This is a genomic window from Chryseobacterium sp. BLS98, assembly GCF_001045445.1.
GTDB lineage: Bacteria > Bacteroidota > Bacteroidia > Flavobacteriales > Weeksellaceae > Chryseobacterium.
Window position 1 is genome coordinate 381,463 of sequence record NZ_LFNF01000001.1, and the last position, 25,626, is coordinate 407,088.

General features: G+C 36.6%; 24 protein-coding genes. 5 read left to right on the top strand and 19 right to left on the bottom strand.

Going from position 1 to position 25,626, the window contains the following annotated elements:
• Nucleotides 1–108: 108 nt before the first annotated feature.
• The 3 genes from ACM40_RS01715 (at nucleotide 109) to ACM40_RS01725 (ending at nucleotide 5,661) form a co-directional block, all read left to right on the top strand.
• Nucleotides 109–2,340, top strand: coding sequence for an outer membrane beta-barrel family protein (locus ACM40_RS01715; protein WP_048501127.1), 2,232 nt, complete (start codon nucleotides 109–111; stop codon nucleotides 2,338–2,340).
• Between the two features lie 47 nt (nucleotides 2,341–2,387).
• Nucleotides 2,388–4,688: a TonB-dependent receptor domain-containing protein gene (locus tag ACM40_RS01720; RefSeq protein WP_048501128.1), complete on the top strand. Its 2,301-nt coding sequence runs from the start codon at nucleotides 2,388–2,390 to the stop codon at nucleotides 4,686–4,688.
• An 82-nt stretch (nucleotides 4,689–4,770) separates the two neighbouring features.
• Nucleotides 4,771–5,661 (top strand): alpha/beta hydrolase, encoded by an 891-nt coding sequence (locus ACM40_RS01725; RefSeq protein ID WP_048501129.1) that lies wholly within the window; start codon nucleotides 4,771–4,773, stop codon nucleotides 5,659–5,661.
• A gap of 192 nt (nucleotides 5,662–5,853) precedes the next feature.
• Here ACM40_RS01725 and ACM40_RS01730 read toward each other — a convergent pair whose 3' ends face one another.
• The 4 genes from ACM40_RS01730 to ACM40_RS01745 all read right to left on the bottom strand — a co-directional run bounded on the left by ACM40_RS01730 (nucleotide 5,854) and on the right by ACM40_RS01745 (nucleotide 10,126).
• Complete coding sequence (locus tag ACM40_RS01730; RefSeq protein ID WP_083996763.1) at nucleotides 5,854–7,614, bottom strand: discoidin domain-containing protein; 1,761 nt, start codon at nucleotides 7,612–7,614, stop codon at nucleotides 5,854–5,856.
• Nucleotides 7,615–7,744: 130 nt separating this feature from the next.
• Nucleotides 7,745–8,668 carry a citrulline utilization hydrolase CtlX gene (gene ctlX, locus ACM40_RS01735; RefSeq protein WP_048501130.1) on the bottom strand — a complete coding sequence of 308 codons (924 nt, stop codon included), beginning with the start codon at nucleotides 8,666–8,668 and terminating at the stop codon, nucleotides 7,745–7,747.
• 42 nt (nucleotides 8,669–8,710) lie between these two features.
• Complete coding sequence (locus ACM40_RS01740) at nucleotides 8,711–9,118, bottom strand: four helix bundle protein (RefSeq protein ID WP_048501131.1); 408 nt, start codon at nucleotides 9,116–9,118, stop codon at nucleotides 8,711–8,713.
• A gap of 93 nt (nucleotides 9,119–9,211) precedes the next feature.
• Entirely contained in the window at nucleotides 9,212–10,126 is a 915-nt protein-coding gene (locus ACM40_RS01745) for a dimethylarginine dimethylaminohydrolase family protein (protein ID WP_040993558.1), read from the bottom strand.
• A gap of 310 nt (nucleotides 10,127–10,436) precedes the next feature.
• Here ACM40_RS01745 and ACM40_RS20450 point away from each other — a divergent pair, with 310 nt between their 5' ends.
• Complete coding sequence (locus tag ACM40_RS20450) at nucleotides 10,437–10,601, top strand: hypothetical protein (protein WP_165579264.1); 165 nt, start codon at nucleotides 10,437–10,439, stop codon at nucleotides 10,599–10,601.
• Between the two features lie 43 nt (nucleotides 10,602–10,644).
• Here ACM40_RS20450 and ACM40_RS01750 read toward each other — a convergent pair whose 3' ends face one another.
• The 7 genes from ACM40_RS01750 to ACM40_RS01785 all read right to left on the bottom strand — a co-directional run bounded on the left by ACM40_RS01750 (nucleotide 10,645) and on the right by ACM40_RS01785 (nucleotide 20,102).
• Nucleotides 10,645–13,008: a TonB-dependent receptor domain-containing protein gene (locus ACM40_RS01750; RefSeq protein WP_228376118.1), complete on the bottom strand. Its 2,364-nt coding sequence runs from the start codon at nucleotides 13,006–13,008 to the stop codon at nucleotides 10,645–10,647.
• 79 nt (nucleotides 13,009–13,087) lie between these two features.
• Complete coding sequence (locus ACM40_RS01755) at nucleotides 13,088–14,149, bottom strand: helix-turn-helix domain-containing protein (protein WP_048501132.1); 1,062 nt, start codon at nucleotides 14,147–14,149, stop codon at nucleotides 13,088–13,090.
• Nucleotides 14,150–14,328: 179 nt separating this feature from the next.
• Nucleotides 14,329–15,615 (bottom strand): citrate synthase, encoded by a 1,287-nt coding sequence (locus ACM40_RS01760; RefSeq protein WP_048501133.1) that lies wholly within the window; start codon nucleotides 15,613–15,615, stop codon nucleotides 14,329–14,331.
• A gap of 82 nt (nucleotides 15,616–15,697) precedes the next feature.
• Entirely contained in the window at nucleotides 15,698–16,990 is a 1,293-nt protein-coding gene (gene eno / locus ACM40_RS01765; protein ID WP_040993554.1) for a phosphopyruvate hydratase, read from the bottom strand.
• Nucleotides 16,991–17,253: 263 nt separating this feature from the next.
• Nucleotides 17,254–18,042 (bottom strand): sensor histidine kinase, encoded by a 789-nt coding sequence (locus tag ACM40_RS01770; protein ID WP_048501134.1) that lies wholly within the window; start codon nucleotides 18,040–18,042, stop codon nucleotides 17,254–17,256.
• A 639-nt stretch (nucleotides 18,043–18,681) separates the two neighbouring features.
• Nucleotides 18,682–19,467, bottom strand: a complete 786-nt coding sequence (locus ACM40_RS01780; RefSeq protein ID WP_048501136.1) for a hypothetical protein — start codon at nucleotides 19,465–19,467, stop codon at nucleotides 18,682–18,684.
• Nucleotides 19,468–19,472: 5 nt separating this feature from the next.
• Entirely contained in the window at nucleotides 19,473–20,102 is a 630-nt protein-coding gene (locus ACM40_RS01785; RefSeq protein ID WP_048501137.1) for a response regulator, read from the bottom strand.
• A gap of 175 nt (nucleotides 20,103–20,277) precedes the next feature.
• Between ACM40_RS01785 and ACM40_RS01790 the strand changes: the two genes are divergently transcribed.
• Nucleotides 20,278–20,712 (top strand): hypothetical protein, encoded by a 435-nt coding sequence (locus ACM40_RS01790; protein WP_048501138.1) that lies wholly within the window; start codon nucleotides 20,278–20,280, stop codon nucleotides 20,710–20,712.
• Nucleotides 20,713–20,814: 102 nt separating this feature from the next.
• On the opposite strand, the gene rplQ is transcribed toward ACM40_RS01790, so the two are convergent.
• The 8 genes from rplQ to secY form a co-directional block, all read right to left on the bottom strand.
• Nucleotides 20,815–21,342, bottom strand: coding sequence for a 50S ribosomal protein L17 (gene rplQ, locus ACM40_RS01795; protein ID WP_040993544.1), 528 nt, complete (start codon nucleotides 21,340–21,342; stop codon nucleotides 20,815–20,817).
• Nucleotides 21,343–21,348: 6 nt separating this feature from the next.
• Entirely contained in the window at nucleotides 21,349–22,344 is a 996-nt protein-coding gene (locus ACM40_RS01800) for a DNA-directed RNA polymerase subunit alpha (RefSeq protein WP_040993543.1), read from the bottom strand.
• Between the two features lie 33 nt (nucleotides 22,345–22,377).
• Complete coding sequence (rpsD, locus tag ACM40_RS01805) at nucleotides 22,378–22,986, bottom strand: 30S ribosomal protein S4 (protein ID WP_040993542.1); 609 nt, start codon at nucleotides 22,984–22,986, stop codon at nucleotides 22,378–22,380.
• A gap of 19 nt (nucleotides 22,987–23,005) precedes the next feature.
• Nucleotides 23,006–23,395: a 30S ribosomal protein S11 gene (gene rpsK, locus ACM40_RS01810; protein WP_040993541.1), complete on the bottom strand. Its 390-nt coding sequence runs from the start codon at nucleotides 23,393–23,395 to the stop codon at nucleotides 23,006–23,008.
• Between the two features lie 12 nt (nucleotides 23,396–23,407).
• Nucleotides 23,408–23,785: a 30S ribosomal protein S13 gene (gene rpsM, locus ACM40_RS01815; protein ID WP_002983260.1), complete on the bottom strand. Its 378-nt coding sequence runs from the start codon at nucleotides 23,783–23,785 to the stop codon at nucleotides 23,408–23,410.
• Between the two features lie 9 nt (nucleotides 23,786–23,794).
• The gene (gene rpmJ / locus ACM40_RS20195) at nucleotides 23,795–23,911 is read right to left on the bottom strand and encodes a 50S ribosomal protein L36 (RefSeq protein ID WP_007839480.1); all 117 of its coding nucleotides are present in this window, start codon (nucleotides 23,909–23,911) and stop codon (nucleotides 23,795–23,797) included.
• A gap of 110 nt (nucleotides 23,912–24,021) precedes the next feature.
• Nucleotides 24,022–24,237, bottom strand: a complete 216-nt coding sequence (gene infA, locus ACM40_RS01820; RefSeq protein WP_034684855.1) for a translation initiation factor IF-1 — start codon at nucleotides 24,235–24,237, stop codon at nucleotides 24,022–24,024.
• A gap of 3 nt (nucleotides 24,238–24,240) precedes the next feature.
• Nucleotides 24,241–25,620: a preprotein translocase subunit SecY gene (gene secY, locus ACM40_RS01825; RefSeq protein WP_034725974.1), complete on the bottom strand. Its 1,380-nt coding sequence runs from the start codon at nucleotides 25,618–25,620 to the stop codon at nucleotides 24,241–24,243.
• Nucleotides 25,621–25,626 lie beyond the last annotated feature (6 nt).

Sequence of the window (25,626 nt, forward strand, 5' to 3'; positions counted from 1 at the left end):
AAAAACATTTTAAGTACTTTGTATTGCATGATACTGTTTTTATTATATATCTTTGCTATGTTAAATAATAACAAATACAAGCTATTAAACAACTAAAATAAAATAATCATGAAAACTCAAATCTTTATTGCCGCCTTATTTTTCAGCGGACTGGCAGCTGCCCAGCAGTCAAAAGATACCCTGAAAGTAAAAAACATTGAAGCCGTCAATATCAAGAAACAGGTTTTCAAAAAACAGAGTGACCGTTTCATTTACGATGTAGCTTCCTCCCCGATTGCAAAGGGAACGAATACTTTCAATCTTTTGAAACAAACACCAATGGTTTCAAGTATCGATGGAAAATCACTGAAGATTATGGGAAAATCTGATGTAGTGGTTTACATCAACAACAAAAAAACCAATATGGATGCCGAAGCTCTTATAGAAATGCTGAAAGGTACTCCCTCTGAAGACATCCAGAAAATTGAAGTGATTACTACGCCGGGAAGTGAATTTCAGGTAGAATCCAATGAAGGCGTCATCAATATTGTGATGAAAAAGAAAAAAAATGACGGCTACAATGGAACCCTGAAAATGAACAATGAACAAGCTTATTACAATAATCCTTCTGCAGGGGTTTCGTTTAATTTCAGAAAAAACAAATGGTCTGTAAACTCCAATTTCAATACAGGAAGCTGGACAGACAGAGAAAGATATACGCTTTCCAATGGTGATTCCACATTCAGGAACGAATCTCTGGGGTACAATGATGATCCTAATAAAAATCTCGGCGGAAGCGTAAATATTGATTATGAGATCAATAAGAATCACAGCTTAGGGTTTACTTATAATATGAGATACAATAAAAGCTTCAATTCAATCCTTGATGTGACGAACTGGCAGAATGGCACCCTTGTCAACAGAACCATCAACAACGAAAATGCCCAGACAAGAAACCACTCTTTTAATCTAAACTATGAAATAAAAACAGATTCTATCGGCAGCAAAATTACTTCCAATATCTCTTATTTATGGTTCAACAGGGATAAAATGAGCATCAATGAAAGTTTTCCATTGAACAATGATCCTAAAAACGAATACAGTGCTTTACAGCAGTCGGTACCGCAGATCATTAATAATTATGCTGCGAATATCGACTATCTGAAAAAAACTTCCAAAGGCAGCACATGGCTGATGGGACTGAGCTATAATCATACGAATACAGATAACGACACGAGACAGGATGATATTATAGACAATGTGATCATTAATGATGTAAACCAGACGAATCACTTTATATATAAGGAAAGAATTCTGGGAGCTTATATTACCTACGAAAGAAAATTGAGCGAAAAGTTCTCAGGTAAAGTAGGCACCCGCTATGAAATGACCAGAAGCAGCGGTGAAATCCTGGATAAAACGAGCTTTGACAGAAACTATAATAACCTTCTTCCCTATCTTAATCTGAATTATGCGATCAACTCAGATCATAATCTTAGCTACAGCTTTTCCAGCAGGATCAGAAGACCAAGATTCTGGGAACTGAATCCTTCAAGAACTTATTTTACCCCTAATAATTATACACAGAATAACCCGTTCGTACTGGCTTCCAAATTTTACAATCAGGAAATCAGCTATATGTACAAAAATGCATTTTTTGCCAACCTGAGCTTTAATTATGTGGAAGATGCTTCCAACCAGATCCCGCTTCAGGGAACAGTAACAAAACCTGAAAAAGATGCCAATGGAAATCCTGTAATGGTTACCACAAAATTCTTAAGATATATCAGAACCAATTATGGAAATAACAAACAGCTGGGGCTGACCCTGGGAATGAATAAATCCTGGTTCAAAGAGATCTGGACAACCAATTATTCCGTGAATTTAGGGTACAGTATCTATAAAGGAACGGTATCTGAAGACCCGACTTCAGTTCCGGTTCCCGGGCAGATAGAGGTAGTAAATCCTTATGTCATTGATTTCAAAAACTTCAATATATCCGGTAATATTAATAACACCATTCGTCTGTCTTCTAATAAAGACTGGTTCCTGGGAGTTAATTATTACTATGGAAGCAAGGTAAAAATTGAAAGTGGAACTCTTGGGGTAAGACAGAGCTTTGATGTAAGCTTAAAGAAAATCCTTGGAAACTGGACATTTGTAGCGGAAGTATATGATCTGTTTAACCAGAATTTCAACAGCATTCAGGGTATACAGCCTAACGGAAGCTATAACAATGTGGTCAATTTCGAATATCCAAGAATCCTGAACATCGGGGTAACCTACAACTTCGGAAACCAGAAGCTGAAAAAGGCCAGAGAAATGAAATCAGCAAACGATGCTATAAAATCAAGGACATAAACTATTATAAAATTTACAGCCACAACCACACTTAAATAAGAAGAATCATGAAAAAGATCATTATACTGGCAGCAGCCATTTCAGGAAGCGTAGTTTTCGCTCAGGAAAAAAAATCCGATACCGTAAAAACAAAATCCATAGAAGGAATTACCCTTACCAAACAGGTTTTTAAAAAGCAAAGCGACCGTTTTGTATACGACGTAGCAGCTTCTCCGGTAGCCAAAGGAAATACTACTTTTGACCTGTTGAAGCAGACTCCCCTCCTTTCTTCAACAGATGATAAAACATTAAAGATTGCCGGAAAAAATAATGCCCTGATCTACATTAACGGAAGAAAAACCAATATGGATACTGAATCTCTGGTTCAGTTCCTTAAAAATACACCGGCAGAAAATATTCAGAAAATTGAAGTGATTACTGTTCCCGGAAGTGAGTATCAGGTAGAATCTTCGGATGGGATCATCAATATCGTTTTAAAGAAAAAAATGAGCGACGGTACCAGCGGAAACATGAGAATGTCTAATTCGCAAAATAAATATAATGCAAGCTCAGCAGCTTTTTCCATCAATTACAGGAAAGATAAATTGGGAATCAGTGCCAATCTTAACGGCGGTGAAAATATAGAAGCTCAAACTTATACTTTGAGGAACGGAAACAGCCTTTCTTCCAACGAATCCAAAGGAGACATCAATGACCCAAATAAAAATTTAGGCGGTTACCTCAACATTGATTATCAGCTTACAGAAAACAGCAACCTGGCACTAACATGGAATACATGGGCCAACAGAAGCTATAATTCTACTGTAGATCTGTACAATACAGTTCGTTCCTACGATGCAGACAGCAAAGATTATATTTATAATTACAGCAATTCAAAAAATAATGAGAATGCCCGTTCTTATAACAACTCATTCAACCTGAACTATGAGCTTAAAACAGATTCTTTAGGAAGTAAACTAAATCTTAACGCAGCCTATCTGAATTATAAGAGATTCCAGTACACTGATAACAGAACTCTTTTTCCAGATGCTTCCGGAAATTACTCCTTGCTGGGCAAACAGGTGATCCAGGACCTGCCTCAGATTATTAATAACTTTTCGGGAATGGCTGATTATATTCAAAAGTTTAAAAATGATTTCACTGTATCTGTAGGAGGAAACTACAATAAAACAAAAACAGACAACGATACTAAGAATTATACCTACGAATTTGATAAAAAGGGTCAACTGATAAAACAAAAACCAGAACCTAATCATTTTATCTATGATGAAAGCATTTACGGGGTTTATTTAACCCTTGAAAAAAAGTTCTCTGATAAATTTTCAGGAAAAATCGGAACCCGATATGAAATCACCCATAGTCTAGGAACTTCTGATAATGCTCCAACTGCCGACCTGCAAAGAATTGAGAGAAATTACAACAACCTTTTGCCTTATCTGAGCCTGAATTATGCCATCAATGATAAAAACAATATTTCCTATGCATTTTCAAGCAGAATGAGAAGACCTAGCTTCTGGGAAATTAATCCGGTAAGAAATATTTTGACTGAAGATAATTATACACAGAACAATCCTTTTGTAAAAGCATCTTCCACTTATAACCAGGAGCTTACCTATATGTATAAAAATTCATATTTCCTGATTTTAAACCATTCTTATTTTAAAGATGTGATTACACAGGTTCCTTTACAAAGAGATATTCTGAAACCGAGGCTTGATGCACAGGGAAATCCTGTCCCTGGTCCAGATGGACAGCCGATTATGGATCCACACACTCAATTGAGGTACATCCGTACCAATTTCGGAGACAAGCAGGAGATGTCTGCCATGGTAGGAATACAAAAATCCCTTTTCAAACAATACTGGACGACTAATTTTAATATTGGTGTACAGCGTAATATCAATAACGGAAGCTTAAGTATAGATCCTACTTCGGGAGATGTTTTTCCAACTTATGAAAACAAAAGAAGATCAACGAGTATTGTTATTCAAACCAACAACACCATCCGTCTGGATAAAAACAAAACATGGTTTGCCGGAGTTAATTACTTCTTTGTAGACAAGCAGCAGATTGAGCTTGGGGTATTAAGAAACCTTATGAGCCTGGATCTAAGCCTTAAAAAAATCTGGAACGAATGGACATTTGCCCTGAATGTAAATGATGTATTGAAAACCAATATCATTGAAATTGAAGATTACCAGGACAATGGAAACTACAACTATATCCACCAGAACAGATACAACAGAGGCATGACACTAAGCATTACCTATAATTTCGGAAACCAGAAAGTGAAAAAGGTAAGAGACATCGAAGGCGCATCAGATGCCATCAAAAGCAGAACAAGATAGAACAATCATTTCTTCATATTCAATTATTTTTTGTGGTAAAGCCCGCCGGAATTTCCGGCGGGTTTTTCCTATCTTTATGAGTATGAATAAAAGTTTTGTGACATTTCTATACTTTCTTTTAATATGTTCTCTCTGGATAGGGTGTAAAGAAAAAACAGTCCATCTTGGAGAAAACGCTTCTTTTAATGTGGAGGAAAATGTTTCTTACGGAAATGATGCTCAACAAAAACTGGATCTTTATACACCTGACAACAGGGATACAATAAAGGGAATCTTTGTAATCATTCATGGAGGAGGCTGGAAAGGCGGAGACAAGACAAATCTGACGTTTTTTACCCTTTCAATGATGAAGAAATTTCCTGATTATGTTTTTGCCAATATGGATTACAGGCTGGCCACTGATCATTCCTTTATTCTTCCCGATCAGACCCATGACATTGACAGCGCTTTAGACTTCCTGGTGAAAAAATCTGCAGAAATGAAATGTAAGCCCGAATTTATTTTACTCGGAAACAGTGCCGGTGCCCATTTATCAATGTTATACGGATATAACAGCATTTTTGACGATAAGCACAGAACAAAGGTAAAGGCGATTGTCAATATTGTAGGACCTGCAGATTTAAACAGTAGTGATTTCAGGAAATACTTCGATTATTCCTTTGTTGAAAAACATATGATTGATTCTTCAAAACCAACTCCAACAGATATTACAAATACGGATATTCCTAATCCTGTTTTCTGGATCTGTGAAACTTCTCCACCTACCATTTCTTATTATGGAAACAGAGATCAGGTGATTCCCTTATCCCAAATGAAAAAGCTGGATTCTGTATTAATTCAGAATAAAGTTAAGTATGAAACCTATGAATTCAACGGAGGTCATCTGGACTGGGATAAAGCCCCGAACGATCAATTCCTGATTAATAAAATTGATGCTTTCCTGAAAAAGATTGATAAAAAACAAACGCTTTGATAACCTCAAAGCGTTTATATATAGTATTATTTTAAGTAAGCTTCATCAATCAATTTGAAAAATTGATTCTTCTTTGCTCTCTGAAATCTAATGGAATAAAATAAATCTTTGCGTTAAAAAATTTCTCGCAGATTCCGCTGATATTACAGATTTGATAATTAAGATTTTAATGTTGAAACTGTCTGCTTTTACTTATTCAGACTTTACAATTTCCGTTTTTTCTGAAATTCCGTTCGCATTGAAAGCTTCGATCTGGAAATAGTAAGCATCAGTTCTATCCGCTCCGGTAAAGAAGTACTCATTTTTCCCATATACCATGATGCTTCCGTATAATTTATCCGGAGATTTACCCCAATAGATCACGTATCCGTCTGCATCCTGGTTCTGCTGCCATTTCATCCAGATGCTTCTTCTTTCCCCATATTTTTTAGGATCAGCTCTTAGAGGAACAAATCCTTCCACTTTCTTTGGTTTTTCTCCTGCTCCTTTTCCAAATACTCTGAAACCGCTCAGTGCAAATTTTCCGGTAGGCATTTTAAGATTCTCTATTTTCAGGAATCTTGCTTTGGCAGGTTTTTCAAGCTCTACATAATCGTGGGGAACATCTTTGGTATTTTTACTTTTATCAACAACTACAGTCCATTTTTTTCCGTCATTTGAACCATAAATCTTGTACTGATGCATTTTACCCAAGGTTTTACCCATAAATTCAGCATCCTGATCGGCATAATTAATCTGAATGGCATTGATTGTGGAAACCTCGCCAAGATCTGTCTGGAACCATTCCCCTGAATTACCTGTTTTAGCACTCCAATAGGTTTTAATATCTTCATCCACCGCTAAATTCGGCTGGTAACCTCCCAATGTAGAGGAAACCTGAACAGGCTTGTTGTAATTGAGCAGCATCCAGCCTGCAAAAAGCCCTTTTGAAAAATCTTTTCCCTGCGCATATTGCGGAAGGAAAGTAGGATAATCTCCGTAGGCCGTATTGGTGTACATTACATCATCTTTATCAAACCCTGCCGGCCAGATTCCAAGCCTTCTTTCAAAATTGTTTTTAGTGGAAATAAAGATGGTTGAAACATGCCACCAGTTTTTATAATTATCTTCAAAAGTGGCTCCGTGCCCTGCTCCTCTTGCAAAACCTCCTGGTTTATAGGAAAAAGGATTGTGCTGCTGGTACTCAAAACCTTCCAAAGGATTTTTGCTGACATACACTCCATCAGAATATCCGCTGAATTCGGTGGCTGGAGCTCCATACTGCATATAATATTTTCCGTTGTGTTTGGTCATCCACGCCCCTTCTACAAACGGCTGAAGAAAAACATTATCATTGTATTCCCCGAACCTTTCCCAGCCATGGTCTTCCGGCTTGAGTTTTATAATGGGCTTCACAAAGCCTTCTGACTGCAGATTTTTAACCTTCACTTCAGTTCCTAACAATGGCCATTCATTACTGGATCCCCAGTACAGATACAGTTTATTTTTATCTTCATCATAATGGAATGCCGGATCCCATGCACCAACTTTTAAAGTATCCACCGCTATTTTCCAGTCGTCTTTGGTAGGATTGGTACTTTTCCAGATCGGGAAATCCTGTTCCCAGGTGGATCCATAAACGTAAAGGGTATCTTTCATGGCCCAAACTGCCGGAGCATTCAGATCATGGATGTATTTATTATCCCTCAGGAATTTTCTTTTCACAAACTTCCAGTCCAGCATATCATCGCTGTACCAGTATCCTTCCTGATTGGTAGAGAAAAGGAATAATTTATTTTTAAAGTTAACGATTACGGGATCGGCCGTAGCACGGTGTTTGCCTTGTTTCGAAAATACTTCGAACGGAGTATAGCCGTAATCAATGTTAATAGGGTTACAAAATGTTTTCTGCTGGGCACCAACACCTATTCCCAGCAAAACAGCGAATGTTAAAAAGTACTGCTGTATCTTCATAGTTTTTGCTTAAGTCACAAATTTAGGTAACTTTTTTATCTTTTGTCTCAATTTGAAGAAATGAAACCTGTCAAAAAAAATTCCGGCCCTGTTCCAAGGCCGGAATTCTATTCCAAATAACAGATAGGTATTATTTTTTCGGAAGGAAAACTTCTGCAAGCATACATCTTGCACTTCCTCCTCCGTTCACTTCAATGGTATTCAGATCTGAATAGATGATTTCACAGTATTTTTCTATGGCGGCAACCTGTTCAGGAGTCAGGGACTGATAAGCGGTCTGGCTCATTACTAAGAATTTCTGACCTTCTTTATTCTGAACCTGGAGCATGTTTCCTGCAAACTGCTGCATTTGCTCTTCTGAAATTTCAACAATCTCTTTTCCAGAATTTTTGATGGTTTCGATTACTTTTTCTCTTTCCAGCTCATCATCGATGCAGTCCAGACAAATCACCACAAATTGGTCTGCCACACACATCATAACATTGGTATGATAAATGGGAAGCCTTTCTGTGCCTACCGTCTGGTAAGAATGGAAAACGATTGGAGTAAAATCATATTTCTTACAGAATTCCCTGAACAAATTTTCGTCAAGTCTTAGAGAAACAGAACCATAGGCAATCTTATTGTCGTGGTCAAAGATCATACTTCCCGTTCCTTCCAGGAAATGGCCCTGGGTTTCAGGAAATGACCAGTCATCAATTTCAGCCACTTCAAATCCCTGGTTTTGGATGCTTTCAATAATATCCTCTCTTCTTTCCACCCTTCTGTTGGAAGCGAACATCGGGTACAAAACCACTTTTCCGTCTTTATGGAAGCTTACCCAGTTATTCGGAAAAATGGAATCCGGCGTATGAGGATCCGGTGTATCTTTTATAGTGATAACATTGATCCCTTTGCTTCTGAGTTTTCCAACGAAGGTGTTGAATTCTGCCAAAGCTTTCGACTGAATGTCAGAACCTGTCTGTTCTACCTGAAAATAATTGTTTTCTGCCGTTTCTGCATTATAACCGAACGCAACCGGCTCTATCATTAGTACTGTATCTGTTGTCTGCATTTTTTTGAGTTATTGGGTTTGAGGGTCTTAGAGTCAGAGATTCTAGGCATCCTTATCATCCTGATTGACAGATAAAAATGAGCACCATTTTTCAGACTGGCTGATCATAATGACCAGCATCCCTATAATTTGATTATACTGATTATTTAAATTACTAAATTGTTCTTCATTAATATAGTTACAAGCAAGGGCAAACTGAAGCCAAGTCTGGGTCTCTCTTGCTTCGCCTTCAGAATCAGTTAATTTAGCGATAAAAGATTTTTCATATTTTCTTTTTCCCCAAGCTTCACTGATATTCGCCGAGACCGATCTTGATGATCTTCTAATTTGATCTGTAAGAGAATAGAGCTCTTCTTTAGGGAAGGATTTTGAGAGTTCATAAACCTGCATTGCCATTTCAAAAGATTTCTGAAAAACTTTTAAATCCTGATGAAACTTGATTGTCGGCATATATAAATTTATTTCAAGTAATTATAATTAAAACACTCTCACACTCCAACCCTAAAACTCTCTACTCTCTTACTCTCTTACTCTCTTACTCTCTTACTCTCTTACTAAAGGCATTGTAGAGCATCTCAACAAACCGCCCATTTTAGAGATTTCACGATACGGAATTTCTTCTACCGTCATTCCCCATTCGTTTCTCAGGTGGTTGTTCATTCTTGTAAATGTTTTGTCTGAAACTACCACTTCAGGGGAAATAGAGAAGATATTCGGGAACATTTCAAACATTTCTTCATCATTAAGATGAAAACAGTTTTCTTCTCCAAAAATATCAACGATCAGGCGGTAATCGCTCTCATCTACAAATCCGTTTTTATAAATCAGACATTTATCTTTTCCTACCGGATTGAAGGTACAGTCCAGATGCAGGATGCCTTCGAACGGAACCTTATCATTCTTTTTTAGTTCAAGATCGATGATTCTTTTTTTCGGAAAATATTCTTTCAGAATTTCAATAGCGTATTCGTTGGTTCTTGCTGTTTTATAATTCCTGTAATCTTCGCTAAAGCATGTCCCAATAAAAAGGAAATCGTCCCATACAATCACGTCTCCTCCTTCAATGTGGGCCGTTTCCGGAAGGTTGATGATTTTTCTCCATGCTACTTTCTCAAAAACTTTTTTATATGCGTCCTGCTCATCGGCCCTGTCTGCGATTACATTTGAAATGATCATTTTATCGTCAATCACAAAAGCGACATCTCTTGAAAAAACCTGATTGTAGTCTTTGATGATGCTTGGCCGAAGCACTTCTACGTCATATTTTTTCAATACCGCTTCAAAGGCATTCATTTCGTTGATAATATCCTCTTCTTTAGGATACATATTGTGTTCGATGGAGTAATACGATTTGGCATCGTAGCTTTCCTCCAGTGTCGGGACGGGACCCATTGAATTAGGCTGGCCCAGAACAACTGATTTCAACCTGCCCGTTTCGTTTTTAATGTTTAGTTTCATAAAGATTTATGCAATACTACAAATATAAGTAAAGGTCTCTATCTGGAAAACTTTTGGTTTGTTTTATGCATAAATTTGAATTTAAGGATGTTTATTTTCAACCCTCAATTCTATATTTCAGGATAAAATTTCATATTTAATCATATAAGCACATTAAATCTCCTTCGTTATTTTATTTACAACTAACTATTTTTCATCTACATAAGCAATAAAAAATAATCATTCTATAAAATAAATTCATATCTTAGTGATATAATTTGATAGAATTATAAATTAAAACTTAATTATTAACACCAAAAAAATCAAAATCATGAACAAGAAAAATCCAGTGCTTAAAAATGCACAAAAACTAGGAAGAAACGAGCAAAAATCAATCGTAGGAGGTGTTGGCCCAATTAAACCAAGATACTGCTGCGAATGGAATGACGACGGAAGCTGCAGAATCTGGACTTGTGGAAACTGCGTTTGCCCATAACCAACAAACTACTGAACCTGCTTTTAAAGCAGGTTTCTCTTTTTTATCTGGCCCTGCTTTCCTCTTCTGTTCTCTGAATCTCGTGGGTCTGATATTTTGAGCTTCCAAAGCTGTACCCTACCGAAAGGATCAGGCGATTGCTGTCCCACCAATGAGCAAGACGGTTATCCATGATTTGTTTATGCCTGAACTCCAAGCGCTGATCGTAGGAATCAAAAATATTATTATAGCTTATCTTGGTATTTAGTGTATTGTTAAACCATGATTTCTGCACAGACAGATCAACTGTATATCTTGGTTTTATGATGTACAGGCTGTTTCCTGTTTTGGATTCATAATTCGCAAAGAGATTAACGGTATATCCTTTTGGTAATGAAAAAACCTGGTTCACTCTCAGCTCATAGTTATATACTTTTAGAGCAAAAACTTCCTCCAGATATGGCCTGAATTCATCGTTATAGTATCCTGCAATCTGGCTTGTCATGTTCCACCATTTTGTTATTTTAACGGGAAAACTGGTTTCTACAGAAGCAAATTTTCGGTACGGGAGATTTGTTCCCAGATATTCAAGCACATTGGTTTCCGGATTGTAAAGCGGATAGCGGGTCATTACATCTTTTTCTTTTCCGACAATAATACTTGTTATCCAGTTCTTATACCTGTAAGTAAGTTTGACCTGGCTGGTGAAAGAGGGCTGAAGATAAGGGTTTCCGATCCAGTAATTCAGCGGACTGAAATAAAACCGGAACGGATTGAGCTGTGAAAATACAGGTCTGGTGATTTTCCTGCTGTACGAAAATGATAATTCATTTGAAGGATTGAACGGATATGATGCACTGAAAGAAGGGAGCCATTCCAGGTAATTTCTTGCCACCACGGAATCTTTGGTAACGGCATCTGAAATACTGTCAGTATTCTCCAACCTGAGCCCTGCTTTCACCTGCAGCTTTCCCAACTTATGGCTGTATGAAATATAACCTGCCGCTATTTTTTCTTTGTACGAAAACCTGTTGCTCCGTTCAGGATCGTAAATAAAATGGCTATCGGCAGAGAGGGTATCGTACCGGATATTATTATTGGTATCGGAGCGGCTGTATTTTATCCCTGCTTCCAGGTCTGAATTTCCAATTTTTTGGGAAATATCGATCTGCGCAGTCTGGATATCAATTTTATTAACCAGATCTGACTTCCAGTAAGACAAAAGCTGAGAGGTTGATTTATCTTTATTGATAAAATCATCTTTCTGTTTGTTTTTAACAGAGAGATAGTTTCCCATAAAACTGAGATTAAAACCCTTATTCCGAAATGTATAATCAACTGTCAGTCCATAATTTTCCTGGGAATATGCTGTAGGATTTTCACTTTCTGTATTAAAGACAAGCTGTGATTCATCTTTATTGGTAGCATAGAGTGATCCCGAACGGGTCCGTTCATTGCTACGGAAATTTCCTCTCACATTAAAGCTCAGCCTGTTTTTATCATTCAGCCTGAAATCAGCCCCACCTGCGAGACTGTATACTTTTCCTTCATCTTCCTGATAGGTGTTGGTCCGCATGATGTTCGTATTGGCAAGCTTCTGTAATGCCTGATAGCGATAGGTAGAAATACCGCTGTTATAACTGGTTTGCAAGCTATAGGCTACTTTTTCGGTGTTATAGGAAAGATTTAAAGCATTTTCCCCGTAGCTGAACCTGTTGGTATTTATGTTTCCATTATAGTTGCCTTTCCAGCCGAGATTGCTGTTTTTTTTCAACCGGATGTCAATGATTCCTTTAAATTCGGCATCGTATTTTGAAGAAGGATTACCATTCACTTCCAGTGATTCTACCATTTCCGGAGATAAGGATCTCAGATAGGCCTGTAATTCAAGGCTGCTCATGGCAACAGGTCTTCCGTCAATAAAAACTGCGGGACTTATTCTTCCACCCATCAAAATAGCGCCTTCCTGATCTACAGAAATTCCGGGTGTCTTCCTTAAAACTTCCAGAAGGTTGGCAGAGGTTTTAAAGTCTTTATTCCCTGAAACACTCATAATGATATTTCCATCACTTAGTTTCATATTTTTAGATGGCGAGCGGATTACAACCTCGGAAATACTTTCTGCAACAGGCTTTAATTCAACCAAAATAAGACTTTCTATTTTATCCAGCTCCTTTCGGTCATATTCTTTTTTCTCAATAATAAAAACTGAGCCGGCCGGTATATTCACGAACTGAAAAGAACCTAAGGAATCAGTCAGAGTTTTTTGAATGATCTGCCGGCCTGGTTTATCCAGTAAAGAAACTTCAGCTTCTGATAAAGCTTTTTTTGTCTCCGAATCTATTACTTTCCCCTTAATTTGTTGCTGCCCTTTCATGAAACAGGACATTAATAAAAGAAACAGGAAAATCCATAATCTGATACTCATACATTTAAATTTTATGGTACCAAAAGTATTGGACTGTATGAAAAATCAGGTTCTGAAGTTTAAATTCCGCAGTACGAAATTATAATTCTGAACTCTGGAAACGCACTTCAGAAGGGATTTGTGATTGCCTGTACAAAAGTGGTGTTGTATTTTTAATTTTTTTGAAGGTAGAAAAAAATGTAGACTTAGAATTAAAGCCAACTTCATATCCGATCTCCTCAATCTTGAGAAAAGAGCCTTCTTCTATTTTCTGACAGGCTTCATTGATCCTGTACTCATTGATATAGGTAGAAAAGCTTTTACCTAAGTTATCATTCAGCAGCTGGGAAAGCTGATGAGCAGACATGTTCATTTTAACTGCAAGATCATTTAACTTAAGGTTCGGATTCTTGTACAGTTCTTCGGAATTCATCAGTCTTTCAAGTTTTGAAGCAAAGCTGTCTGCGAGCTCTCCTGCAATCTTTTTATTGGTGTATTTCGGGATGCCTTTTACAGAATCCTGACCATACTTTTTGCTGAAGAGAATTAAAAAGTTGGCATACAGTACAAAGGAGAATACAAGACTTCCGCCTGCACAGTACACCTGTACCCACCCTGTAGAAATTAATTGGTATACCATGAAAATGATCACATTACTGATCATTACTGGAAAAATAAACTTATTAGGATTTCGTACCGTCTGCTTCGAAGAAACATAATACTGATACACAGCAAGCAGGACAAACACTGACCAAACGGTATAAATAAAGGTCCCGAAATATTTATCCCATGTAACCGGGAAGAACAAATACAGCAACCCGACTGCTCCAAGCATCATCGTCAACAACCCAAAAAATGATCTGCATTGTTTTAAATCAAATTCTTCTTTTTGGAATGATGACCTGATGTAAAAACATAAGGCCGGTCCCGTAAAAAACAGTGCCGACAGCCCGAGGTGCGGAATAATTTGCGGCCAGTCCGGATAGAAATAGATACAGACGGAAATCCCAACCCTGATACTTAAAGTCAATAAAATCAATCCTAAAAAGAAATCCGGAATGTTTTTAAGTTTCTTGACAAACAGAAGATAGGTTCCGAGCAAGAACCCATTAAAGGCTCCTACCGCACTGAAGAAAAATAACATCTGCTGTCCGAAAGTCATAGTATTGATTTTTTTGAAAAATCCCTATCATTCCGGTTTAAACCAAAACCAATTGATAGTGATTACTTTATGAAGGTAAATTTAATAAAATTATCCATCCAAATTTTATAAAATATAACTCTTTAAAATAAAAAATCCCAAAGCAAGCTCTGGGATTTTGTTTATGATAAAACAGAATATTATCTGTTTGTAATATCGATGTAATCTCTTTTCTGAGCACCTTGGTAAACCTGTCTCGGTCTTCCGATAGGATCTCCTTTCAGTCTCATTTCTTTCCACTGAGAAATCCATCCCGGAAGTCTTCCTAATGCAAACATTACAGTGAACATTTCTGTAGGAATTCCTAATGCTCTGTAAATAATACCAGAATAGAAATCTACGTTTGGATATAGCTTTCTTTCTACGAAGTATTCGTCTTCAAGAGCTACTTTTTCTAACTGCATTGCAATGTCAAGAGCTTTATCCTGAATACCCAATGCGTTAAGGATATCATCTGCTGCTTTTTTAATGATTTTCGCTCTAGGATCAAAGTTTTTGTACACTCTGTGTCCAAAGCCCATTAAACGGAAGCTGTCATTTTTATCTTTAGCTTTTGCTACCCACTTATTAACATCTCCTCCATCTTTATCGATCAGCTCAAGCATTTCGATCACTGCCTGGTTAGCACCACCGTGAAGTGGTCCCCAAAGCGCGGAAACACCAGCAGAAATAGATGCAAAAAGACCTGTATGAGCAGAACCTACCATTCTTACAGTAGAAGTAGAACAGTTTTGTTCGTGGTCAGCATGAAGGATTAGTAATTTATCAAGAGCATCTACGATTACCGGATTTACTTCGAATTCTTCGTTTGGTAATCTGAATGCCATTTTGTAGAAGTTTTCTACGTAGTTCAGGCTGTTATCTCCGTGGTTAAGCGGAAGGCCCTGAGTTTTTCTGTAGGTCCATGCACAAAGGTGAGAGAATTTGGCAATCATCAATTCTGCTGCGTGGTCCATTTCTTCTTTAGAGTTTACGTTAACAGCTTTAGGATTGAAAGCAGTCAAAGCGGAAGTTAAAGAAGATAAAACTCCCATAGGATGGGCAGAACGAGGGAAAACATCGATGATTTTTTTCATCTCGTCTGCTATAAAGTTATATTTTTTAATGTTGTTGTTGAAAGAACCGAATTGTTCTTGAGTAGGCAGTTCACCATGTAATAAAAGGTACATTACTTCTGTGAAGTTAGATTTCTCAGCAATCTGCTCGATTGGATAACCTCTGTAGAATAATTCTCCTTTATCTCCGTCTAAGTAAGTGATGTCGCTAATGGTAGCTCCAGTGTTTTTGTACCCTAAATCCAGAGTGATTAAACCTGTCTGGTCTCTTAATTTTGAAATATCAATTCCTCTGTCTCCGATAGTACTATCCACGATTGGATATTCATATGAATTACCGTCGTAATTCAATATTACTTTGTTGTCTGACATTATTTATTTTTTTTCTAAATATACTACTTATTACAAAATACGGCAAACAAAAATTATCGCTTGCCGTTATTTATAAATTCAATTATCTTTTGATTTTAAATGCGTCTAAACCTGGGAAAAAAGCTGTATCGCCCAACGCTTCTTCAATTCTTAACAACTGGTTATACTTCGCCATTCTGTCTGATCTTGAAGCGGATCCGGTTTTGATCTGTCCGCAGTTCATTGCTACTGCAAGGTCAGCAATTGTAGAGTCTTCAGTTTCTCCTGATCTGTGAGACATTACTGAAGTGAACTTATTATTCTGAGCCATCTGTACAGCGTCCATTGTTTCGGAAAGAGAGCCGATCTGGTTTACTTTTACAAGGATTGAGTTCGCAATTCCTTCTTTTACTCCTCTTGAAAGTCTTTCAACATTGGTTACGAATAAATCGTCTCCTACGAGCTGTACTCTGTCACCAATCTTATCCGTAAGCATTTTCCATCCTTCCCAGTCGTTTTCCTGCATTCCGTCTTCGATGGAGATGATTGGGTATTTAGCCGCTAATTCAGCAAGGTAAGAAACCTGCTCGCTGCTGGAGAACTGAGCTGCATCCGGAGTCTGGAATTTTCTGTAGTCATAGATTCCATCTTTGTAGAATTCTGAAGCTGCACAGTCAAGAGCTAACATGATATCATCACCTGGCTTGTAACCTGCTTTTTCAATAGCCTGAAGTAAAGTATCCAAAGCGTCTTCAGTTCCTTTAAAAGTAGGTGCAAAACCTCCTTCGTCTCCTACTGCTGTAGAAAGACCTCTTGAATGAAGAATAGATTTAAGGTTGTGGAAAATTTCAGTTCCTTTTCTCAAAGCATGAGAGAAAGAATCTGCTTTTACCGGCATAATCATAAATTCCTGGAATGCAATAGGAGCATCAGAGTGTGATCCACCATTGATTACATTCATCATAGGAACAGGAAGTGTGTTGGCATTTACACCCCCTACATATTTATATAAAGGCATTCCCAATTCAGCAGCAGCTGCTCTTGCTACCGCTAAAGAAACCCCCAAAATTGCATTAGCACCAAGATTTCCCTTGTTTGGAGTTCCATCTAGATCGATCATAATCTGATCAATAAAGTTCTGCTCAAAAACCGGCTGCCCGATTAAGTTTTCTGCAATTATTTCTTTTACATTTTCAACAGCTTTCAGGACCCCTTTCCCCATATAATCTGAACCACCGTCACGTAATTCCACTGCTTCATGTTCACCCGTAGATGCTCCTGAAGGAACAGCAGCACGCCCCATGGCTCCGCTTTCTGTAAATACATCTACTTCAATGGTAGGATTACCTCTGGAATCCAAAATTTGTCTTGCTTCTATGAAAGAAATTGCACTCATATTGTTTAGTTTTAAACCTTCTGCAAAAGCTTCAGGCTGTTTTATTAATAATTATACTTGATCACAAATTTAATGAAAAAACTAACCTGATGAAAAAACTGGGCTTTAATATTTGGTAATAAATAAAAATTTTGCAATGTTTTTTATCACATTGGAGAATTATAGTCTAATTTTCAATTTAAATGGCATTTTACCTGGCTAAACCATCTCTTTTCTTCCGATTTACAGCAAATATTTCCATTAATTTTTATAGTGTCAAGCTTTTATATTGTAGTTTTAAAAACAATCTGAGTTCCGGGTCCGTCTTTTAAAATATAGCACTCTCCTTTTTGTTCCTCCATTCTTCTTTTCATATTCCGAAGACCGTTTCCTTCGGGATGTCCTTCCGGAATTCCGTCACCGTCATCGGAAATTTTCATTGTAAAAACATTTCCCTCCTGAGAAAACGAAAGATTTAGTTTATTTGCATGACTATGTTTATAAGCATTATTAACAGCTTCTTTGAGGCATAGAAACATATTCCGTCTCAATTCTGTAGAAATTGGAGTTTCCGATATAATGTCTTCGCTTTCCAGCCACAATTTTATTTTTGTTTTTTTTAAAAAGTTACCTGTATACTGTATGGCGTAATCTATAAAACTTCCCATAGTATCATTTCCTGAATTCAGGCTCCAGAGCATTTCGCGCATGGAAAGATTCATTTCTTCTGAGGTTTTCAGAAGTTCGTCTATATCATTCTGCAGGTCATCATCTTCTGCTTTTTGCTTTAAGAATTCTGCCTGAAGTTTCAGTGCTGAAATGCCTGCTCCAAGGTCATCATGCATATCATGGGAAATTCTCTCGCGTTCCTGTTCTAAAAGTTTTTGTTTTTCGAGCTCTTTCTGAAGAAGCTGGTTTTGGTGTTCGGCTTCTTTGAGCTGTTGTTCTTTGATATAAAGGAGCTGTCTTTTATTGTACATAAGGACCACAAAAACGATAAAGCAAACAAACAGCATCATTATTGAAATCGCAATAATGTAAGCCAATTTTATATCATCCTGAATATGGGTCATAGTTTCATTTGCTTTTCATATTTTATTAATGAAATATAAAACATAATATACATTACTATGTTGATAATATTTTGTCCAATCTTTAAAAATTCAAGAAATTCATTGTCATTTTTAGCAAAGAAAAACATTGGGGTAACCCTAAAAATAAAGAAACAGCTCCACATTAATAACCCCGTGGAAATCCAGAAAACGGGATCGTCCGTCATTTTGTTTTCGTCAAAAAAAGAAATCTTCTGATAAAACCATAACATAGAGTTAATGATGTAAAATAATGTAATTAATATCCCTATCCGCTTATCAAAATCAATATTAGAAAAATTTGTGAAAAGAAAAATATAACCTAATGATAAAATTGCTGATAATAAAGAAATTTTCTGTAAAACATTTTTAAATACAAAAGAATAAAAAAAATAAAAAAATACTACACAGAATATAAAATATAAATTGTATTGAAGCCCTACTTTAACATTAGAATCGATTTGATTTCGTATAAACGCAACGCATTCATTGGCAAAAGTTACTAAAAGATATATAAAAATATAATTTTGGGCAGAAAAAAAATATTTTCTACCCAAATAAAAGGATTTTATTAAAGGAAAAAATAATACGATCTTGTAAATAATTCCTATTAGCATACGTTTACGGTTTTAAATCTCCTGCATCATAATAAAAATTAACAATATCATTCAGCAAACTCTTTTTCGTATCAATTATATTAAAATTAGTTTTTACAGCAAATGAAATTCGGGATTCTCTGTTTCTAAGATAATCTACTTTAGTTCCATCTTTTCTAACAAAATCTTTAAAAAGAATATAATCAAACTGTAGATCACGAATTGTATATCCTGGGAAGCCTGAAATTAATTTTGTAAGTTTCAAGTAATTATTAATATCATTAACTTTGTAAAGAATCATATCGCATGGATCATTTTTACTGACTGGATTAACCAATTTACTTTTGAAACTATCAAATGCAATCTTTTGAGCCTCAAATTCAGCAGAATTTAATGTGAACTTATTTCCTTTCAAAACATAAAAAATATCTTTTTTATTTTGCAAGCTGTCATTCGATATTGCTAATCCTAAATTTAAAGATTTATCAGTGTTTAAAAGAAAGAAAAACTTTGCATATGCTTTTTTATCTTGATTTACAGTTTTTTCAAAATCAGAATAATCTAAATTAATTTCAGGTTTAGTATTACCTATTTCAGATTGGGCACCTATTTCACTCTTAAAGTTTGCTTTACCATGCTCAACTTCTTCGTCAGTAATCCTAAACAAAAATTCAGGACGTATGTGTGCTTCAGCTTCTGTTACACCACTTCCATCGTGAACAGGAGGTGGTTCTACTTTATCTTTACAGCTTAATACTGATAAAAATACAATTAAACACCAAAATAGTTGTTTTCTTAAAATTGTTCTCATGTTTCTTAGTTTTTAAAATGGTTAAATTTATTGATTGCCTCTACTTTATTACTGACATGCAGCTTTCTGTAGATGTTTCCTACATGTTTTTTTACGGTATCAATACTAATGAACTTTTTATCGGCAATTTCTTTGTAAAGAAGGCCCTGTGAAAGAAGTTCGAGGATTTCTTTTTCCCGTTCGGTGAGTTCATCAAAACCTTTTTCAGGAAGCTTTTTTTCGAAGTGGCTCAAAACTTTCCGGGCAATGGCAAGGCTCATAGGGGCTCCGCCATTGTATACATCACGGATGGAAGAAAGAATCTTGTCCATACTTTCTCCTTTGATGAGATATCCCATAGCCCCTGCTTTTAAGGAATTGAATATTTTCTCGTCATCTTCGAAGCTGGTACACATGATGAACTGTGTTGCAGGCATTTCTTTCCTGAGTTTTTCAATAATTTCGATACCCAGCATATCCTGCAGCTGAATATCCATCATCACTACATCCGGGGAAATATCAGGCAGGTTTTTCAGGGCTTCGTTCCCATCAAAGAACTGGGCAGCTACTTTCATGTCATCCTGATAATTGATAACTTTCTTCAACGCATTGTTGTAGTTCTTTTCGTCTTCTACTATGGCGATGGAAATGCTCATTGTTTTTTGTTTAATACAAATTTCAGCAGAAAACAAGACGGAATCAATTACACTTTTGTGTAATTTAGGGGCTTGAGTTCAGGGTTATTGGTTTGTTTTTTGTTTCTATTAATTTACTTAAATTTTTGTTACAATAAAACAACAATTATATCCCATCCATTAAAAAATAAATATCATGAGAAAAAGCCTTTTAATTGCGACTTCAGCTGTGGCATTATTGTTAACAAGCTGCAAAAAAAGCGAAAGCGGAAACAAAAACATTATCAAAACCGACAGTTCTGAAACTGTAATTACAGATAATAATGGAAAAATTGATTCTGTAACCCAAAGTTCCTCAACTACTGAAGTGAATGGCCAGAAGACGGAAAAAACAGATTTTGTTTACAAAGCTACAGACGGATCATTGGTAAAAGTAGTATTCAAAAATGACCCTAAGGAAAGTAACGTTGCCATTACGAGCAATAAAAAAACGTTTACATTGCCTAAAACAGAAACAAAAGATGGTGAAATTATTTATAAAAAAGATGATATGACCGCAAGGGTAAAAGGAGACAGCCTTCATCTGGAACAGGGGAATAATGTGATTGAACTGAAGAGAACGAAGATTTAAATCTGGTTCCCTGCTTCGGGATCCAAGTTTTAATCCGGAGTTGTAAATAATAAAAAAGCCATCCAGATTTTGGATGGCTTTTCATTTATATCTGAATGAATATTATTCTTCAGTTTTCTCTTCAGCAGAGTCAGTTGCTGCAGCCTTCGGCTCTTCAACTTTCTCTTCTGCTTTTGGAGCTTCAGCTACTACTGCTTCAGCTTTCTTAGCAGTTGTAGATCTTCTGCTTCTTCTTGTAGCTTTTTTCTCCTCTGCATTCGGGTTGTAAAGCTCGTTGAAATCTACTAATTCGATAAGAGCAGTATCAGCAGCATCACCTGGTCTGAATCCTGTCTTGATGATTCTTGTATAACCACCGTTTCTTTCAGCGATTTTTGGAGCTACAGTTCTGAATAATTCAGCAACCGCAAATTTATTTTGAAGGTAAGAGAATACTATTCTTCTGTTGTGTGTAGTATCTTCTTTTGCTTTTGTTAATAGAGGCTCAACATATACTCTTAAAGCTTTAGCTTTAGCTACAGTAGTGTTGATTCTTTTATGCTCAATTAGAGAACAAGCCATATTAGAAAGTAAAGCACTTCTGTGAGAAGCCGTTCTTCCTAAGTGATTGAATTTTTTACCGTGTCTCATTATTAATTATTTATCAGCGTCTAACTTATATTTTGCAACGTCGAAACCGAAGTTAAGACCTTTTGAATGCACTAATTCTTCTAGTTCTGTCAAAGATTTTTTACCAAAATTTCTGAATTTCATCAAATCAGACTTACTGTAAGAAACCAGTTCTCCAAGAGTTTCTACTTCAGCTGCTTTCAGACAGTTAAGGGCTCTTACGGAAAGATCCATATCTGCTAATTTAGACTTAAGTAATTGTCTTGTGTGAAGAGTTTCCTCATCATATTGGATAGATGCTTTTACAGCTTCAGTTTCAAGAGTGATTCTCTCATCGGAGAACAACATGAAGTGATAAATTAATATCTTGGAAGCTTCAGTTAAAGCATTTTGAGGACTGATGGAACCATCAGTTTCTATATCTAATACAAGTTTTTCGTAGTCTGTTTTTTGCTCTACACGATAATTTTCAATGCTGTATTGTACTTTCTTAATTGGCGTGAAGATAGAGTCAATAGCAATAGTACCCACAGGTGCATTGTTTGACTTATTCTGTTCTGAAGGAACATACCCTCTTCCTTTTTCAATGTTGAAAGTAATTTCGAAAGTTACATCGCTATTTAGGTTGCAGATCAAAAGATCCGGGTTTAGTACCTCAAATCCGTTGATAGATTTTCCTAAATCACCAGCAGTAATAACCGTCTGGCCCGAAACTTTAGCAACTACCTGCTCGTTGGCCTGTCCTTCTGCTGAAGCTTTTAATCTTACCTGCTTAAGGTTAAGAATAATTTCGGTAACATCTTCGATTACTCCTGGAATGGTTGAAAATTCGTGCTCTACACCTTCTATTTTGATAGATGAAATAGCATATCCTTCCAGAGAAGAAAGCAACACTCTTCTCAAAGCATTACCGATTGTAAGCCCGAAACCTGGTTCTAATGGTCTGAATTCGAATTGACCTTTAAATTCATCAGAGTTAAGTAAAATTACTTTATCGGGTTTTATGAATTGTAAAATTGCCATATTATTGGGTTGAGCAAAAATTTGATTAAAAAATTATTTAGAGTAAAGTTCGACGATAAGCTGTTCCTTGATTTCCTCCGGAATCTGGATTCTGTCAGGAGCAGAAACGAAAGTACCTTCTTTCTTCTCATCGTTGAATTGTAACCACTCATAATTTGCTTTAGAAGCTAATGCATTGGAAACCACTTCAAGAGATTTAGACTTCTCTCTCACAGCGATTACATCACCTGCTTTAAGCAAATAAGATGGAATGTTTACCAGTTCTCCGTTCACAGTGATGTGTCTGTGAGAAACAAGTTGTCTAGCAGCAGATCTTGTTTTAGCAAAACCTAATCTGTATACTACATTATCCAATCTAGATTCGCAAAGTTGTAATAGTACTTCACCGGTTACTCCTTTGCTTCTGTGTGCTTTTTCAAATAGGTTAGCAAACTGTCTTTCTAAAATACCATAAGTATATTTAGCTTTTTGTTTTTCAGCTAACTGAATTGCATATTCTGATTTTTTAGCACCTCTTCTTTTGTTAGGACCGTGTTGTCCTGGCGGTTGGTTTTTTCTTTTCTCGAAGTTTTTATCATCTCCGTAGATTGCAGCACCAAACTTTCTAGCAATCTTAGTTTTAGGTCCAATATATCTTGCCATAATGGGTAAATTCTAAAAATTAAACTCTTCTTCTTTTTGGTGGTCTACAACCGTTGTGTGGCATAGGAGTCACATCTACGATTTCGCTAACTTCAATTCCTGAATTGTGGATAGTTCTGATGGCAGATTCTCTACCTGCACCAGGACCTTTCACATACACCTTCACTCTTCTTAATCCAGCTTCGTGAGCTACAGCAGAGCAATTTTCAGCTGCCATTTGAGCAGCAAATGGAGTATTCTTTTTAGAACCTCTGAAACCCATTTTACCGGCAGAAGCCCAAGAGATAACTTCTCCGTTTTTATTTGTTAAAGAAATGATGATGTTATTGAAAGAAGCCTGAATATGCGCTTCACCAATAGCTTCAACTTTTACTTTTCTTTTTTTAACTACTTTAGTTTGTTTTGCCATAATTCCTAACGATTATTTACTTGCCTTTTTCTTGTTAGCAACAGTTTTTCTCTTTCCTTTACGGGTTCTAGAGTTGTTTTTCGTTCTCTGGCCTCTTAAAGGTAGTCCTAGTCTGTGACGTATTCCTCGTTGGCATCCTATGTCCATCAATCTCTTGATGTTCAATTGCACTTCAGATCTTAATTCTCCTTCTACTTTTACGTTTTCAGAGATATATGTTCTGATTGCAGCCAATTCATCGTCATTCCATTCGTTGACTTTCTTGTCTTCGCTGATACCGGCAGCTTTAAGGATTTCGGAAGAAGTACTTCTTCCAACTCCGTAGATGTAAGTTAAACCGATAACACCTCTTTTGTTTTTTGGTAAATCAATACCTGCAATTCTCGCCATAATTTAATGTTAGCCTTGTCTTTGTTTAAATTTTGGGTTCTTCTTGTTGATTACGAACAGTACACCTTTTCTGCGTACGATCTTGCAATCAGCACTTCTTTTTTTAATTGATGCTCTAACTTTCATTTGAAATATTTATTTTTTTTACTGACCAATGGAATCTTGCGATTTCATTGTGATAGTATTTATTTTCAACAAGAGCCAAACGGAACATACATTCCATTTGGCGTTTGTTTTTAATATCTAAATGTGATTCTCCCTTTGGTTAAATCATAGGGAGACATTTCTAGTTTTACCTTGTCTCCAGGTAAAAGTTTAATATAATGCATTCTCATTTTACCTGAAATATGAGCAATAAGTATATGCCCATTCTCCAGCTCTACACGGAACTGGGCGTTCGAAAGTGCTTCCGTTATAACGCCGTCTTGTTCAATATGTTTTTGTTTTGCCATAAATTAATATCCAGTCGTTCTTGACAATTTAGACTGCATTAAGCCATCATAATGATGGTTCAGCAGATATGTATTAATCTGTTGAACGGTATCTAAAATTACGCCCACCATAATCAATAATGATGTTCCCCCGAAAAATAGGGCAAACGCATCTGTCTGAACAAAGCTTCCATGCACTATTGCTGGAAGGACTGCAAAGATAGACAAAAATATTGCACCTGGCAAGGTAATTTTTGACAAAATATCATCTAAATAATCAGCTGTCTCTTTACCGGGTCTTACTTTCGGTACTAAACCTCCGTTTCTCTTCAAATCATCAGCCATTTGGTTTACCGGAATTGTAATTGCAGTATAGAAAAATGAGAAGATAATAATTAATAGCGCGAACAATACGTTGTACTGCCAGCTAAAAACATTCTTGAAACCTGCAAGAAAAGTATTGGACTCATCGAATTTCGTTAATAATCCTGGTACGAACATCAATGCCTGGGCAAAGATAATCGGCATTACACCAGCAGCATTTACTTTCAATGGGATCCATTGTCTTGCTCCCTGCATAAGATTTCTGTTTACACCTCCTCTTGCTTGAGCTCTGCTTACATACTGAATAGGGATTTTTCTGACAGCTACAGATAATACTACAGCTAAAAGAACTACCAGCATCCAGAATATTACTTCAATAAGGATCATGATAGATCCCATTCCTCCTTTTCCGTTCTGCACTGCCATTTCCTGTACGAATGCTTCAGGTAATCTTGAAAGGATCCCCACCATAATAAGGATAGAGATACCGTTCCCGATACCTTTGTCGGTGATTTTCTCACCCAACCACATTGCGAATACTGAACCGGCAACCAGGATAACAATACTTGGAAGCCAGAACATGATGGAATTCGGCTCTACATAATATGCAGATGAGAACTGAGCATATGGTAAGAATAATTGAGTAATAGAAGTTAAATAAGAAGGTGCCTGTACTAAACAGACTCCGATAGTTAACCATCTTGTAATTTGATTCAATGTATTTCTACCTGACTCTCCATCCTTCTGAAGTTTCTGAAGATAAGGAATAGCCATTCCCATCAACTGAACAATAATAGAAGCAGAAATATAAGGCATGATCCCCAACGCCATTACGGAAGCGTGGCTGAAAGCTCCCCCCGTAAACGACGAAAGCAAGCCAAGGAGACCTGCTCCTTGCTTGTTACCGCCTTGATTTTTATAATGCTCTAAGAGATCTCCCACTTCTGCAAGGTTAATTGCGGGAAGCGAGATATAAGATGCGAATCTATACACAAGGATAATACCTAACGTAAAGAGAATTTTATCTCTTAATTCCTTTAGGCTCCAAATATTTTTAAGGGTTTGTATAAATTCTTTCATTAGTAA